The 13,464-nt window shown below is 57.6% G+C and carries 12 protein-coding genes; 3 read left to right on the top strand and 9 right to left on the bottom strand.

Features of this window, described 5'->3' with window-relative positions:
* Positions 1-41: 41 nt before the first annotated feature.
* From AB4N43_RS27745 to AB4N43_RS27725, 5 genes are all read right to left on the bottom strand, one after another.
* Entirely contained in the window at positions 42-1,175 is a 1,134-nt protein-coding gene (locus tag AB4N43_RS27745) for an aminotransferase class V-fold PLP-dependent enzyme (protein WP_027925195.1), read from the bottom strand.
* A 145-nt stretch (positions 1,176-1,320) separates the two neighbouring features.
* The gene (locus AB4N43_RS27740; RefSeq protein WP_027925194.1) at positions 1,321-1,704 is read right to left on the bottom strand and encodes a VOC family protein; all 384 of its coding nucleotides are present in this window, start codon (positions 1,702-1,704) and stop codon (positions 1,321-1,323) included.
* Positions 1,705-1,795: 91 nt separating this feature from the next.
* Positions 1,796-2,914 carry an S-(hydroxymethyl)glutathione dehydrogenase/class III alcohol dehydrogenase gene (locus AB4N43_RS27735; RefSeq protein ID WP_027925193.1) on the bottom strand — a complete coding sequence of 373 codons (1,119 nt, stop codon included), beginning with the start codon at positions 2,912-2,914 and terminating at the stop codon, positions 1,796-1,798.
* A gap of 119 nt (positions 2,915-3,033) precedes the next feature.
* On the bottom strand, positions 3,034-4,002 hold the full coding sequence (locus AB4N43_RS27730; protein WP_460152363.1) for an ABC transporter substrate-binding protein: 969 nt from the start codon (positions 4,000-4,002) through the stop codon (positions 3,034-3,036).
* A 154-nt stretch (positions 4,003-4,156) separates the two neighbouring features.
* Entirely contained in the window at positions 4,157-4,993 is an 837-nt protein-coding gene (locus AB4N43_RS27725) for a HalD/BesD family halogenase (protein WP_460152361.1), read from the bottom strand.
* A 108-nt stretch (positions 4,994-5,101) separates the two neighbouring features.
* On the opposite strand from AB4N43_RS27725, the gene AB4N43_RS27720 reads away from it, so the two are divergent.
* The gene (locus AB4N43_RS27720) at positions 5,102-6,013 is read left to right on the top strand and encodes a LysR family transcriptional regulator (RefSeq protein ID WP_027925190.1); all 912 of its coding nucleotides are present in this window, start codon (positions 5,102-5,104) and stop codon (positions 6,011-6,013) included.
* 65 nt (positions 6,014-6,078) lie between these two features.
* Here the strand turns inward: AB4N43_RS27720 and AB4N43_RS27715 are convergent, their stop codons facing one another.
* The 4 genes from AB4N43_RS27715 to AB4N43_RS27700 form a co-directional block, all read right to left on the bottom strand.
* Positions 6,079-7,938: an ABC transporter ATP-binding protein gene (locus AB4N43_RS27715; protein ID WP_027925189.1), complete on the bottom strand. Its 1,860-nt coding sequence runs from the start codon at positions 7,936-7,938 to the stop codon at positions 6,079-6,081.
* Positions 7,922-8,566 carry a LysR family transcriptional regulator gene (locus AB4N43_RS27710; protein WP_256218457.1) on the bottom strand — a complete coding sequence of 215 codons (645 nt, stop codon included), beginning with the start codon at positions 8,564-8,566 and terminating at the stop codon, positions 7,922-7,924. The genes AB4N43_RS27715 and AB4N43_RS27710 overlap by 17 nt, the downstream gene beginning before the upstream one ends.
* A 43-nt stretch (positions 8,567-8,609) precedes the next feature.
* The gene (locus tag AB4N43_RS27705; protein ID WP_371258956.1) at positions 8,610-9,365 is read right to left on the bottom strand and encodes a transporter; all 756 of its coding nucleotides are present in this window, start codon (positions 9,363-9,365) and stop codon (positions 8,610-8,612) included.
* A gap of 310 nt (positions 9,366-9,675) precedes the next feature.
* Positions 9,676-11,712, bottom strand: coding sequence for an alkyl/aryl-sulfatase (locus AB4N43_RS27700; protein ID WP_027925186.1), 2,037 nt, complete (start codon positions 11,710-11,712; stop codon positions 9,676-9,678).
* Between the two features lie 167 nt (positions 11,713-11,879).
* Here AB4N43_RS27700 and AB4N43_RS27695 point away from each other — a divergent pair, with 167 nt between their 5' ends.
* Complete coding sequence (locus AB4N43_RS27695) at positions 11,880-12,857, top strand: LysR family transcriptional regulator (protein WP_460152358.1); 978 nt, start codon at positions 11,880-11,882, stop codon at positions 12,855-12,857.
* Positions 12,858-12,983: 126 nt separating this feature from the next.
* Positions 12,984-13,433, top strand: a complete 450-nt coding sequence (locus tag AB4N43_RS27690; protein WP_460152356.1) for a hypothetical protein — start codon at positions 12,984-12,986, stop codon at positions 13,431-13,433.
* Positions 13,434-13,464: the final 31 nt, after the last annotated feature.

The following is a 13,464-nucleotide window of genomic DNA, read 5'->3' as shown; positions in this document are numbered from 1 at the left end:
GAGTCGACCACAGAGGCCGCTGAATCGATGTATGGTTTCGATCAGTTAGCCATCACCTCGTCCAGTGCCTGCTCGAGGGTGCTGACCGTGCGCTCGATGTTGTGCAGCTTTTCGAGTCCGAACAGACCGATGCGGAAGGTCTGGAAATCAGCCGGCTCGTCGCATTGCAACGGCACTCCGGCGGCGATCTGCAGGCCATGGTCGGCAAATTTCTTGCCGCTCTTGATGTCGGCATCATCGGTGTAGCTCACCACTACGCCTGGGGCCTGAAAGCCGGCTGCGGCCACGCTTTTGATGCCTTTGCCGGTCAACATGGCGCGCACCCGATCGCCCAGAGCCTGTTGTTCGCCGCGGACCTTGTCGAAACCGTAGGCTTGCGTCTCGTTCATCACGTCGTTAAATCGCGCGAGGGAATCGCTGGGCATGGTCGCATGGTAGGCATGGCCGCCCTGCTCGTAAGCCTGCATGATCTGAAGCCACTTTTTCAGGTCGCAGGCGAAGCTGCTGCTTTGCGTCTGTTCGATGCGCTCGAGGGCCAAAGCACTGAACATCACCAGGGCGCAGCAAGGGGAAGCGCTCCAGCCTTTCTGCGGTGCGCTGATCAACAGGTCGACTGCGCATTTGTGCATATCAACCCACAGCGCGCCTGAGGCGATGCAGTCCAGCACGAACAGGCCACCCACCGCATGCACGGCGTCGCCGACGGCCCGCAGGTAGTCGTCGGGCAGGATAATCCCTGATGAAGTTTCAACGTGGGGGGCGAAGACAATCTGCGGCTTCTGCGCCGCAATGGCGGCCAGCACTTCGTCAAGAGGGGGTGGGGCGTAGGCAGCCTGGCGCCCCGTCTCGACCGGTCGGGCTTTGAGCACCGTAGTGGCCGCCGGGATGTTGCCCATCTCGAGGATCTGGCTCCAGCGATAACTGAACCAGCCGTTGCGTATCACCAGACACTGCTGGTCGGTGGCAAACTGTCGCGCCACCGCTTCCATACCGAATGTGCCGCTGCCCGGGACCACCGCAACAGCCTGGGCGTTGTAGACCTGTTTCAGGGTCCTGGAAATGTTCTTCATTACGCCTTGAAATGACTGCGACATGTGGTTGAGCGAGCGGTCGGTGTAGACCACTGAGTACTCGACCAGCCCCTCGGGATCGATACTGGGATAGAGCTTTGACATGGAGTGACTCCTTTGGCAGAGATGTCAGTGGTATCGACCCTGCCCTAAGCCTTGGCAAATGACAAGATCGCTCGGGATTGAATGGCGACTTCTGCGGTCGATAACGTCCTGTTACGAAGGGCAGCCGCCGCCGCTCGAATAAAGCTTAGGCAGGCTTGAAACAGTACGCGGCCAGTTTGTTACCGTCGAGGTCCCGGGCATAGGCGGCATAAGCATCGGGTGCCCAGCCCCGCGGCCCCGGAGCGCCTTCGTCGGTGCCGCCACAGGCCAGCGCTGCCGCGTGGAAGGCGTCGATGGCGGCGCGATTCGGTGCTTCAAAGCTGACAGTGACACCGTTGCCGACGCTGGCGGGAGCGCCGTTTGCCGGTTTCAGCACGAAAAAGGACGGGGCATTCTCACCCCAGATCGATCCATTGTCTTCCAGGTCAGCGATGCGTTTCTGGCCGAGTGCGCCGAGTACGTTGTCGTAAAAACGGCGAGCCTTTTGCAGATCGTTGGTACCGACGGTGACGTGAGTGAAGATGCTCATTTTGATGCTCTCTTTTTTAAAAACCAGGTGGGTGGGCATTGCGGTTTGCCCGTGCGCGAGACGTCTGACGCTCGACGCCAGGGCGATTCAATCAGCGATCGAAGTGGATAACGGTGCGAATACTCTTGCCTTCATGCATCAACTCGAAGGCCTTGTTAATGTCTTCAAGTCCCATCGTGTGGGTGATGAAGGTGTTGAGCGGGATTTCGCCGGTCTGGGCCTTCTCGACATACGTGGGCAATTCGCTGCGGCCTTTTACACCGCCGAAAGCGGAACCGCGCCAGACGCGACCGGTGACGAGCTGGAACGGACGGGTACTGATTTCCTGACCGGCGCCGGCGACGCCGATAATCACCGACTCGCCCCACCCTTTATGGCAGCACTCCAGGGCCGCGCGCATGAGATTGACGTTGCCGATGCATTCAAAGGAGTAATCCACGCCGCCCTCAGTCATCTCGACAATCACGTCCTGAATGGGTGTGTCGTGATCCTTCGGATTGATGAAATCGGTAGCGCCCAGTTGCCTGGCGATGTCGAACTTGGCCGGGTTGATGTCGATTGCGATGATCCGCCCGGCCTTGGCCATGGTCGCGCCGATAATGGCGGCCAGGCCGATGCCCCCGAGACCGAAGATCGCCACGCTGGCGCCCTCCTCCACCTTGGCCGTGTTGAGCACCGCGCCAATGCCGGTCGTCACACCGCAACCGAGCAGGCAGACCTTGTCGAGAGGGGCATCCTTCGGAATTTTGGCCAGGGAAATTTCCGGCAGCACGGTGTACTCGGAGAACGTCGAGGTGCCCATGTAGTGGAATATGGGCTGGCCCTTGTATGAAAAGCGGCTGGTACCATCGGGCATCAGGCCCTTGCCCTGAGTCGCACGGATCTTCTGGCACAGGTTGGTTTTGCCGGATGTGCAAAATTTGCACTCGCCACATTCGGGGGTGTACAGCGGGATCACATGATCGCCCACCGCCAGGGACGTCACCCCCTCACCGACCGCCTCGACGATACCACCGCCTTCGTGGCCAAGAATGACGGGGAAGATCCCTTCGGGATCGGCACCGGACAAGGTAAACGCATCAGTGTGACAAACACCTGTCGCAACAATACGTACCAGCACCTCACCGGCCTGCGGCGGTGCTACATCGATTTCCACAATGTGCAGTGGCTGGTTCGCCGCGAAGGCGACGGCCGCTCGTGATTTGATCATGTTCGTAATTTCTCGGACGCGAAGTAGAGCCGCCTCTGTGTAGAAGCAGTAAAAATCAGTAGTAAGAGTGTGTTCAGGGGGCCGTTACAAAGGGCGGGCATCCTTGCCCTCAAGATCGGTTAGAGCGATGCCTCGATCTTTTTTGCCGCGGCTTCATCTACCCAGGCGTGCCAGACTTCCGGGTGTTCCTTGAGGAACATCCTGGCCAGCTTCGGAGATTCGATGCGTTCCCGGGTCATCCTCGCCAGGTTCTGATTCAACAGGTCGATGGGAATGTTGACCTTCTCCAGAACCGCGACCAGTTCGGGAGCTTGTTCATGAAAAGCCTTGGAGAGTCCGACCATGGTGATAACGTCTTTGTTGGCGCCCGTCTTTTCTTCCAGTCTTATCGCATCGATCTGCCCCATCAGCGGTGTCGGTGACCAGTAATAGAACAGTACCGGTTCACCGCGTTTATAGCTGGACAGGACCGCCGCATCCAATGCGGCACCGGTGCCTGGACGGAAATTCGTGAAGGTGTTTTCGAGACCGTACTCTTTCAACATCTCGGTATTGTCCTGCTCACAAATCCAACCCGCGGGACAGTTGTAGAAGCGGCCTTTTGAAGGTTCCTCAGCGTCGTGAAAGACGCTCGCGTACTTGCTCAAGTCAGCAACTGTCTTGAGGTCAGGAGCTTGCGCTGGCCTGTTACGTTTAACGTCCCCTTCAACAACATAGCGCGGTACATACCAGCCCTGTGTCGCACCAATAATAGGCGCGCCAACCCCGACGACTTTTCCGGCTGCCGCAGCCTTTTTCCAGACCTCGCTGCGTTCCATCCATTCTTCGCCAAACACCTGAATGTCGGTGCCGGCCAGAGCGGTCTCAAGAATGATGGTATTACCCACCAACTGATCCGTTGCACAGCCATAACCGTCCTTGAGCACGATCATCATGATGTCGGTCAGGAGCATCCCGCTCTCCCAATTCAGGCCGGCAAATTTCACCGGCTTGCCCGACTCACACCATCCTGAAGCCTGGCTTGAAGCACTACCAACGAGCAGGCCAAGGGTGAGCAACGAGGCCAGCAAACTCTTCCTGTTTTTCATGATCAGACGCTCCGAATGATTATTATTGGGGGCAGCGAACTGTTGTGTGCAACACAGGAACAAACGAGTCCATCAGATTCAGCATGGACGAGTCTGTGCGCATACACGTGAAGCCAAGGCGTGAATCAATTGCTTTTATTGTGATTGGCGAAACTTAATCCGGGTCTACGGAGGTGCGTCCGTAGAACAACTGGCGGGCATAGGCACTGAACTCAACATTGGGCTGGTCCACGTACGCGAACACCGCATTGAGCCTCAGCCGGTCCCCTTCCACCGGCGTCACCCGGTGCAATGAATAGCGGCCGCGAAACAATGTCAGGGTACCGGGAACTTGAGGCAAAACCTCTACCTGCTGTGTTTTCGGGTCATCGAGGAATTGCCTGACCGCGTCATAACAATCGTCGTTTTCATTGCGCAGCATGCGCACATACTCGAAATCCCCACCGGCATTCGCCGCCTGAAGAGACAGCGTGACGCTGAAGTCGGAACGGTCAAAATGCCAGCCCAATTCCTGCCCTTCCGTGAAGCCCTGCAAGTTAAGGGCAGCTAATGGATCGGCATGGCGATAGAGCGCGTCCAGCGCCAATACATCTTTGATGAAAGCAAGGACGTCGTCCGACTGATAGATCTGCCTGATCAAATGCTCGGCCGGAATATCGGCGTAGGCAACGGTGTCTTTTGCCGTGTTCATCAATCGTCTTAGCGGATGTTGCGGATCAACGCTTTCATCTTGAGGCTTGAAGTAAACCGTGTGGTTTTCCCGAAAATGAAACATGCGCGAATGCAGGGCTAGTGTCTGATCTGCCATCTCGACAACCGATGGATCGCGAACAAAACCCGGGAAGATTGCAACACCCTCCTCCCCCAGCAATGACTGGCTTTGAGCAACCAGTGCGAGGTAGGCGGGACTGGTGCGGTCAGTAATGGGATAACGCTCAAGGTCGATGATATCGCCCAGGGTCAGTGCAGGTGTGAAAGGTAAGGTAGTCATTTTTGTTGGTCTCCAGTGGCTCTGCTGGATTCAGATTGCATCGTCACAAAAAACAAGTCACGCTCATAATTTTACGCAATTTTGTGAATTATTTTCAGGTCGCCTGCCATGAGACTCACACTGGATCACCTTGTGATGCTGCAAACCCTATCGGAGGTGGATTCGGTAACCGCCGTTGCCGAGCGCCTATGGCTGACGCCCTCGGCAGTCAGTCACCGCCTACGCGAAGCCGAGCGGCGGCTGGGTGTCAGCCTGACGGAACGATCAGGAGGAAAGCTCAGGCTCAGCCCTGCTGGCGCACGCCTGGAACGAGCAGCCAAAGACATCATTGCGATACTCAATGAAGCCGAGTCTGAGGCCAGGTCGATGGCCGGTGGCGTCACGGCGTTTGTACGCATGGGTGTCACCTCCTACGGCCCGTTTCGCTGGATTCCGAAATTCATCAAGCACTACTCAAGTCTGCGGCCAGACATCGAAATCACGCTGGTGACCGTGCCCCGTAATGACGTTTATGCGAGCCTGATGCAAGGAAGACTCGATGTGTCCATCATCGATGACGGCATGGTGCCTAGCGGTGTTGCCAGGTTGCCGCTTTTTCGGGACGACTTGATTGCGATCATGGCAACCGATCATCCCCTTGCCGGAAGGAAAAACATCTACGCGCAAGACTTCAAGACCTACAACCTGGTGACGTATTCGACCGATCGCGCCAGCGGCTGGGAATATGACCGTTTCTTCGCCCCCGCCAGCATTTTGCCGCGCCGCATGATCACGGTGGAGTTGATCGAAGCCATCGTCGAATTGGTGCGCTCAGGCTACGGAATCAGCATCTTGCAACGCGATTTGGTAGCCCCCAGCCTTGAGCGCGGGGAACTTGCGTGGGCGTCCCTGAATGACGGTCTGGATATCGCCTGGAACGCGATCATTCGCCCCTCGGAACGGGAGGACAGTGAGGTCAATAAAATGGTTACAGAGCTGGATAGCTGGATTAAAAATGCAGGAAAACCTGAGCACGGCTAATCGCTGTCTGGCCTGCGGGCTTTCCTTCCCGTCGACTCGACACCGCCTGGAAAGCCCCTCCACGCTCACACCTGATCCATCGCCTCGACCAGCCCCATATCCTCACCCAAAAACCCGCCGCTTTGATGCTCCCACAGCCGCGCATAGAGGCCGTTCTTCCCCAGCAGTTCGGTGTGGGTGCCCTGCTCGATGATGCGTCCGTCATCCATGACGATGAGCCGGTCCATGGCCGCAATCGTGGACAGCCGATGAGCAATCGCGATCACGGTCTTGCCCTGCATCATTTCATCGAGGCTTTCCTGAATCGCGACTTCGACCTCCGAATCCAGCGCGCTGGTGGCCTCGTCCAGCAGCAGGATCGGGGCGTTCTTGAGCATCACCCGGGCAATCGCGACGCGTTGGCGCTGGCCGCCCGACAGCTTGATGCCGCGCTCGCCCACCAAGGTGTCGTAGCCGGAGTGACCTTGCCGGTCGCTCAGTTGGCTGATGAACTCGTGGGCCTGGGCATTGGCCGCGGCGGTGCGAATTTGTGCGTCGCTCGCATCGGGACGGCCGTAGGCGATGTTGTCGCGAATGGAACGGTGCAGCAGCGAGGTGTCCTGCGTGACCATGCCGATGGCGCCGCGCAGGCTGTCTTGCGTCACGTGTGCGATGTTCTGGCCGTCGATGCGAATCTCCCCGCTGTCGACGTCATAGAAGCGCAGCAGCAGGTTGATCAGCGTGGATTTGCCGGCGCCGGAGCGGCCCACCAGGCCGATTTTTTCGCCCGCGCGGATGCTCAGGCTCAGGCCATCGAGCACCTGGCGTTCGCCGTTGTAGTTGAAGCTCACGTTATCGAAGGTGACCGCGCCACCGGAGGTCACCAGCACGCCCGCGTCCGGGGCATCCTTCACCTTGGGACCGCGGGTAAAGGTGGCCATGCCATCCTGCACGGTGCCGATGCTCTCGAACAGCGAGGTCATTTGCCACATGATCCAGTGCGACATGCCATTGATACGCAACGCCATGGCGGTGATGGCCGCCACGGCACCTGCGCCGACCTCACCCTGGTGCCAGAGCCACAGTGCATAGCCACCGGCTGCCATGATCAAACCCACCACCAACGCCTGGTTGACGATCTCGAACTGGCTGACCAGGCGCATCTGACGAAAGCCGGTTTGCTTGAAATCCTCCATCGCGGCACGCGCGAAATGCGCTTCACGATTGGAGTGGGAGAACAGTTTCACCGTCGTGATGTTGGTGTAGGCGTCCGAGATACGCCCGGTCATCATCGACCGCGCATTGGCCTGTTCCTGCCCGACTTTCCCCAGGCGAGGCACGAAGTACAGCATGGCCAGCCCGAACAACGCGACCCAGGCAATGAACGGCAGCATCAGTTTCAGGGCGAAGCCGCCGGCCAGGGCGATGATCGCGATGAAATACACCCCGATCCCGGGTGCGATCTCGATCAGGGTGAACAGCACGTCGCGCACGGCCAGCGCCGTCTGCATCACCTTGGTCGTGACGCGGCCGGAAAACTCATCGGAAAAAAACGAAAGGCTTTGCCGCAGCATCAGGCGATGGAAGTCCCAGCGCAGCCGCAACGGCAAGTTAATCGCCAAGATCTGGTGCTGCACCATGGTGCGCAACGCCACCAGCCCGACACTGGTCACCATGACGATGCCGATGCCCCACAACACGCGACTTTCCTGCGCAGCCGCTTCACCGCCGGCCTGCCAGGTCGAGAGCAGGTCCACGACCTGGCCGAGGAAGGAAAACAGCCAGGCTTCGTAAATCGACACAGCGGCACTGAGCAGCGCCAGCGCAAGAATGTAACCGCGGGCGCCCCGCGTGCAGGCCCACAGGAAGCGAGCCAGGCCGGCGGGCGGTGGTGGCACCTCATCAGGAGGAAAAGGGTCGAGCCTTCGTTCAAACGCACGAAGCATGGTGTTCTCCAAAACGGTCAAGTTGAGGGGATTCTGCCATTGAACGGTTGCTTTGAGGGTTTTGCGACGTTGAGGTAGACGCTGTTGGCAAGATTTCAGGCCGTGCGCCGCATCGGCGAAACGTTGAGCGACGCCGAAGGTGTTGCCTCAGCGGACGCCGCCAGCCGATGCTGGGCCATGAAGTCGACAAACACCCGCAGCTTCGGCGAGTGAAAGGGGCTGGCCGGCCACGGGGCACCACGCGGGATTGGGCAAGCTCCGCCTCCATGGTTTCCAGCTCATTGAATTTTCGCTGGCAGGCGTTGAGCACCTGCTGCCCTTCGTCGGTCAGTTGAATGCCGCGCGTACTGCGATGAAACAAACGCACACCCAAGCGCTGCTCAAGCCGCGCCACCGTCTTGCCGATGGCCGATGACGAAAGCCCCAGTTGATTGCCGGCCTCGGTGAAGCCCAAGGTCTGCGCGGCACGGGCGAAGATTTTCAGGGTGCTGAGGTTATCGAGCATGTTCATAGGGGCAGGCGCAGTGTGGCCACCCAATTGCAGCATGGCCTCAGCGCCAGTGACATCATCGGCCGAACCGGCGGTGATGAATTCATCGTGATCGCCCTGGGCACACCCTCCGGTCAACCCGGCGAGGGTCCATGATTCAGCTCTAGCAGTCGCCTCCGTTTCAGCGTGGAAACAACAACGTCACCGCGAATCGAAACCCCCACCCCTGTGGCCCGTCATCCGGGCTGTCGAGCCAGTACCGTGGCCCGGCTTGCACCGTCAGGGGTTGCCCGCTGATTTTCAACAGTTGTGTGACCGTCAGATTGACCGGCACGGACCATTCGCGTGACTGCCAGTTATAGGTGGACTCAGTGTTCACCCCGTAGGTCGTGAGGGTGCTGGTTGTATAGGAAAGGAACGGTTGCAGGAAGGTCTGGTTGACCTTTTCCTTGTTGTCCGGCGGGCTGCCGTCCAGCCCCCAGATGTGGTTGGCGAGTATCCCGTGCGTCCAGCCATTGGCCTGTTTCAGCGCAACCGCGGTCGGGCCGATGCCCCACTGCTCGCTACTGAGCAATTCATCACTGCCGGTAGGAATCAATAGTGCCGGGCCGACGCCGAGTATCCAGCCACTGTCCGTGGGCTTTTTCGGCGAGAAGAAAAAGCTCTGGGTGATATCGCCAACACCGGACTTGTCCGCCGCGCCGTCAGGTGCCAAACCATGTTGATCAATGACCGGCAGGATCGTGCGTGAAATCAGGTTCCAGTCGTCATTGAGGGTAAATGGCAGGACCGGCTGAATATTGGTCACGCTGTGCATGCCCTCTCCGGTCGGCCCCATTTTCTGGTCCCAGTTGTACTGCACCGGCAGGCTGTACATGGCTGCAACCGGGTTGAGGGCTTGTTTGGCCAATTCTGCCGAGTCCTCAGCCTGGGCCATGGGCACGAAGCACAATGAAGCGAACAGTGCCGTAGAGGTGTAACTCCATCGCTGTATTAAATCCATTGCTCATCACCTGAATCGACAAAGCAAGAGATAAGCGTAGGCAACAGTGATCAATGTGCAATTTTCCCGAATCTCGCACGTCGACTCGGGTAGTAGAAACCGCCAAACCAGGGCGCCCGGCATTGAGGGCACCCTCACCCGCCAGGCCACCAACGTCATGTCGGTTTTGCGCACCTCGCGCACCTGGTGTCAGCAGGTGCGCGAGGTAGCTTCAGCCTCAACAGAAAAAACGCGGCCCTGATGGTTACTGCTGCGTGCCGGGCAGCAGTTCAAAGGTGGGGGTAAACGGGGTAATGGCGGCCATCAACTGTTCGAAAGGTTTGTGATTGCCCACGAACGTGGCTTTGCCGGCCCCAACGAGTTGAGCGAAGCTGGTTTTCCTCGCCATTACGCCTTCAAGATCAGCACGATCAAGGGTGATCGTAAGGTCGGCATTTTTCGCTTGCTGCCCCTTGATATTGGTCAGAGTTGAATTGCTCAACTCAACCACAAACTGCTCACCGTTGTCGGGCGTCTTGAGATTCAAGACGAAGTGTTGATCCGCCACTTTGCTGCCATCCAGCGCGATGCCCAGGTACTCCAGCCACAACTCGGTACTCATGGCGCGAATCATGTCAGGCCCGGTGGTTTTGGGCGGTACACCCTTTGGCATGCCGTTGCGCAACTCATACGCCGCCGCAAGGAAGCTGTTGCGCACCCCTGCACTTTCCTTCTGATAACCGACCTGCTCATAGACGTCCGCAAGCAAGTCCTTGGCCTCGGTGTTCTGGGGTTCGGCATACACCAGCTTATTGAGAATTTCATAGGCTTCGCGGTATTTGCCCTGATCGAACAAGGATTTTCCCTTGGTCATGATCTTCTCTGAGCCCCCCATCATTTCCACGTACAGCGGTGCCGAATCCTTTGGTGACAGCGGCATCAGCGTCGCCGGGTTGGCATCCCAGTAACCGAGGTAGCGGTTGATCACGGCGCGGCTATTGTGCTCTTCGGAGCCGTGGTAGCTGTGGGTCGCCCAGTTGTTTTTCAGGCTGTCTGGCAATTTATAGACGTTGTGAATCTCGTTGATGGTGACGCCCTGGTTGGCCGCGTGCAGCACGGCGTTATTCAGGTTGGCGTAGGCGTCGCGTTGCGCGCGCATGATGTCCTGAATCCGCTCATTGCCCCAACGTGGCCAACTGTGCGCGGCGAACATGACGTCCGCCTGCTGTCCGTAGCGATACAAAGCGTTGTTGATGTTCTTCGACCAGACCAGCGGATCACGGACCAGAGCACCGCGCAGGGTGTAAATGTTATGGATGGTGCCGACGATGTTTTCCGCGGCCCAGAATGCCTTGAACTGCGGGAACCAGGTATTCATCTCCGCTGGCGCTTCGGTGCCCGGCGTACTTTGAAATTCCATTTCCACGCCGTCGATCGTCAGGGTCTCGAAATCTTTCGAGATATAGCGATTGGGTTCGATCAGGCCCATGTTGCCGATGGACGCATTTTTTCCGATGGCCATGTCGACGTGGCCATACGGACTGTGCGGCAACAACACGCCATATTGGAAAAATGCCCGCCGGGTCATTGCGTTACCGGCGTAGACGTTTTCAGCCACGGCATGTTCCATGAAACCGGTGGGTGCTATCAGCGGAATTTTGCCGCTGCGCACATCGGCCTCGTCGACCAACCCGCGCACGCCACCGAAGTGGTCGGCATGGGAGTGAGAGATCACCACCGCTACGACCGGGCGCTTGCCGATTTTTTCATTGATAAAGTCCAGCGCAGCCTTGGCGGTTTCCTTCGACATCAGCGTGTCGAACACAATCCAGCCCGTATCGCCCTTGATGAACGTGATGTTCGCCAGGTCAAACCCGCGCACTTGGTAAATCTTGTCCGGAACCACCTCGTACAGACCGAAGGCCATATTGAGTATCGCCTGACGCTGCAACGACGGGTTGATGCTGTCGTAGTCCTTGCCGTCGAGCAGGAAGTCATAGCTGCCCATGTTCCAGGCGACATTTCCGGCTTCGGCCATGATCTTGTTGTAAGTCGGTGCCGCAATAAAACCTTTCCTGGCCTCTTCAAAATCTCGTTTATCACCGAACGGAAGTGTCTTGCGTACACCGTTTTGCAGTTCGATCGTGTAGGCCGAAGGCGGTTTGCCTTTGGTATCGAAGTGCGCACTTTTTGTTGCGGAAGGATCAGAACTTGCGCCGTTTGCATCGGCAGCAAAAATGCCAGGACTAACGCCACAGCCCAGCGTCATTGCCAGTGCCAGATGAAGGGTCTTGTTGTGCATGAGGGGGTTCCTGTACCAAGGGCTGCCAAGAGCGTCAATGCGGACAATTGCGCTCGATTTTATTGTTTGGGTACGCGTCAACTTGACCCGCCAGGCCATGAATAGCATATTCATCTCATTACGAAAAATTCCGTTTCAGTGAGTTTCGATAACATAAAGGTTATGAGATGACACCCCGTCGCTTACGTCAGTTTTTGGCATTGATTGAACATGCGCACTTTGGTCGAGCGGCCAAAGCGTTAGGGGTTTCCCAGCCGGCACTGAGCAAAAGCATCCAGTTGCTGGAGAATGAACTGGGCGTCACGCTGTTCGACCGACGCCCTGAAGGCATTGCGCTGACGGCGTTCGGTCATTTGCTTCGTGAAAAAAGTCGACGCTTGTTAGTGGCCGAGGAAGATTTGCGGCGTGACATTGCCTTGCTGGCGGGAGGTGATATCGGAGCGCTGAAAGTGGCCTTGGGTCCCTATCCAAGTATGACCAGCGGATACACCAGCATCGCGCGGCTGCACGCCCGGCATCCGCACATCAAAGTCACGGCCCATGTCGCCGGATGGCGTGACGTGGATCATCAGGTCGCGACCGGCGTAGTGGATTTGGGGATTGCCGAAATCAGCACCCTGGAGGGGCGGGACGAATTCACCTGTGAGTTGTTGGGTGAGCACCAGGGACGCTTGTTTTGTCGGCCTGGCCATCCTCTGCTTTCGCAAAAGCGGGTATTGACGTTGGCGCAAACACTCGATTATCCCTGGGTGGCTTCGCGTATTCCGCTGCGACTGTCCAGCCACTTACTCCCGGCAACGTTGGGCTGTGCCGGTGCATACGATGCAGTGAATGGTGATTTTGTACCGGCAATTGAAATAGACGTGCCCATGCAAATCGTTAAATTCGTCGAGAACAGTAACGCCCTCGCGGTAGGGAATTTATCGACTTTTGAGCGAGAGTTCCTCGCCGGCGAGGTCGTACCATTAATCCTCCATGACCTCGCCCTGCGCACCCGCTATGGTTTTATCTACCTGAAAGAGCGCTCACTGCCGCCCGCCGTCGAGGTTTACATGAACGAAGTGAGGGGTGTCGAAGAGGAAATTTGTCAGCGTGAAACCGTTCTGGCCCAAATGACAAGCGCAGTGAAAAAAGATCAAGGTTAGTGGTTCGCCTGCCGAAATATCATGCACTTTGGCGACAGCGCGGGATATTCAAGAACGCAACGCCGCGTGCATGAGCTATACCCAAGAGTCCCCCCACCGCACTTCTTCCACTATTGGAGGTTGGCAATGAAACTCTGTCCCCCCCTGTCAGCACTATTGATCACCGCAAGTCTCTTCGGCTGCACCCACCCATCAAACCCGTCAATGAATCTTCCTTTGACAGCGACCCAGAGGAACCCCGGTCATACCGCCACGACCACTTTGACTGGCGAAGGCAATCAAACCAACTTTGACTTCTACATAACCGGCGTTCCAAACGGAACCATCCTGCCCCCGCGCCTCTACACCTTCATCAACAAAGGTAGTTGCCAGCAACCCGGGCCTGCCGCGTTCGCCATGAACGATAAGGTCAATACCGAACCCAATGCGGGGACCGGCGGATGGACCTTTTACAGAAGCGCGCCGATAAAAATGCCAGACCTGTTATCTGGCAAGTACTCCATTGTCGTGCGTACTTCACCCGAGGATGGCAGCGCCGATATTTTCTGCGGCGATGTGGCGCACGCGACTCGATAAAGCACCTCTAGTCACTGTTGAGTCGAGTCGA

This window comes from Pseudomonas sp. S2_B07, assembly GCF_054668435.1.
This window is presented reverse-complemented; position numbering and strand designations above follow the sequence as displayed.

Bases quoted from the DNA above. Each gene is read 5' to 3' on its own strand.
- AB4N43_RS27730 (WP_460152363.1), bottom strand. From the start codon at position 4,002: ATGAAAAACAGGAAGAGTTTGCTGGCCTCGTTGCTCACCCTTGGCCTG.
- AB4N43_RS27735 (WP_027925193.1), bottom strand. From the start codon at position 2,914: ATGATCAAATCACGAGCGGCCGTCGCCTTCGCGGCGAACCAGCCACTG.
- AB4N43_RS27700 (WP_027925186.1), bottom strand. From the start codon at position 11,712: ATGCACAACAAGACCCTTCATCTGGCACTGGCAATGACGCTGGGCTGT.
- AB4N43_RS27745 (WP_027925195.1), bottom strand. From the start codon at position 1,175: ATGTCAAAGCTCTATCCCAGTATCGATCCCGAGGGGCTGGTCGAGTAC.
- AB4N43_RS27720 (WP_027925190.1), top strand. From the start codon at position 5,102: ATGAGACTCACACTGGATCACCTTGTGATGCTGCAAACCCTATCGGAG.
- AB4N43_RS27725 (WP_460152361.1), bottom strand. From the start codon at position 4,993: ATGACTACCTTACCTTTCACACCTGCACTGACCCTGGGCGATATCATC.
- AB4N43_RS27715 (WP_027925189.1), bottom strand. From the start codon at position 7,938: ATGCTTCGTGCGTTTGAACGAAGGCTCGACCCTTTTCCTCCTGATGAG.
- AB4N43_RS27695 (WP_460152358.1), top strand. From the start codon at position 11,880: ATGACACCCCGTCGCTTACGTCAGTTTTTGGCATTGATTGAACATGCG.
- AB4N43_RS27705 (WP_371258956.1), bottom strand. From the start codon at position 9,365: ATGGCCCAGGCTGAGGACTCGGCAGAATTGGCCAAACAAGCCCTCAAC.
- AB4N43_RS27690 (WP_460152356.1), top strand. From the start codon at position 12,984: ATGAAACTCTGTCCCCCCCTGTCAGCACTATTGATCACCGCAAGTCTC.
- AB4N43_RS27740 (WP_027925194.1), bottom strand. From the start codon at position 1,704: ATGAGCATCTTCACTCACGTCACCGTCGGTACCAACGATCTGCAAAAG.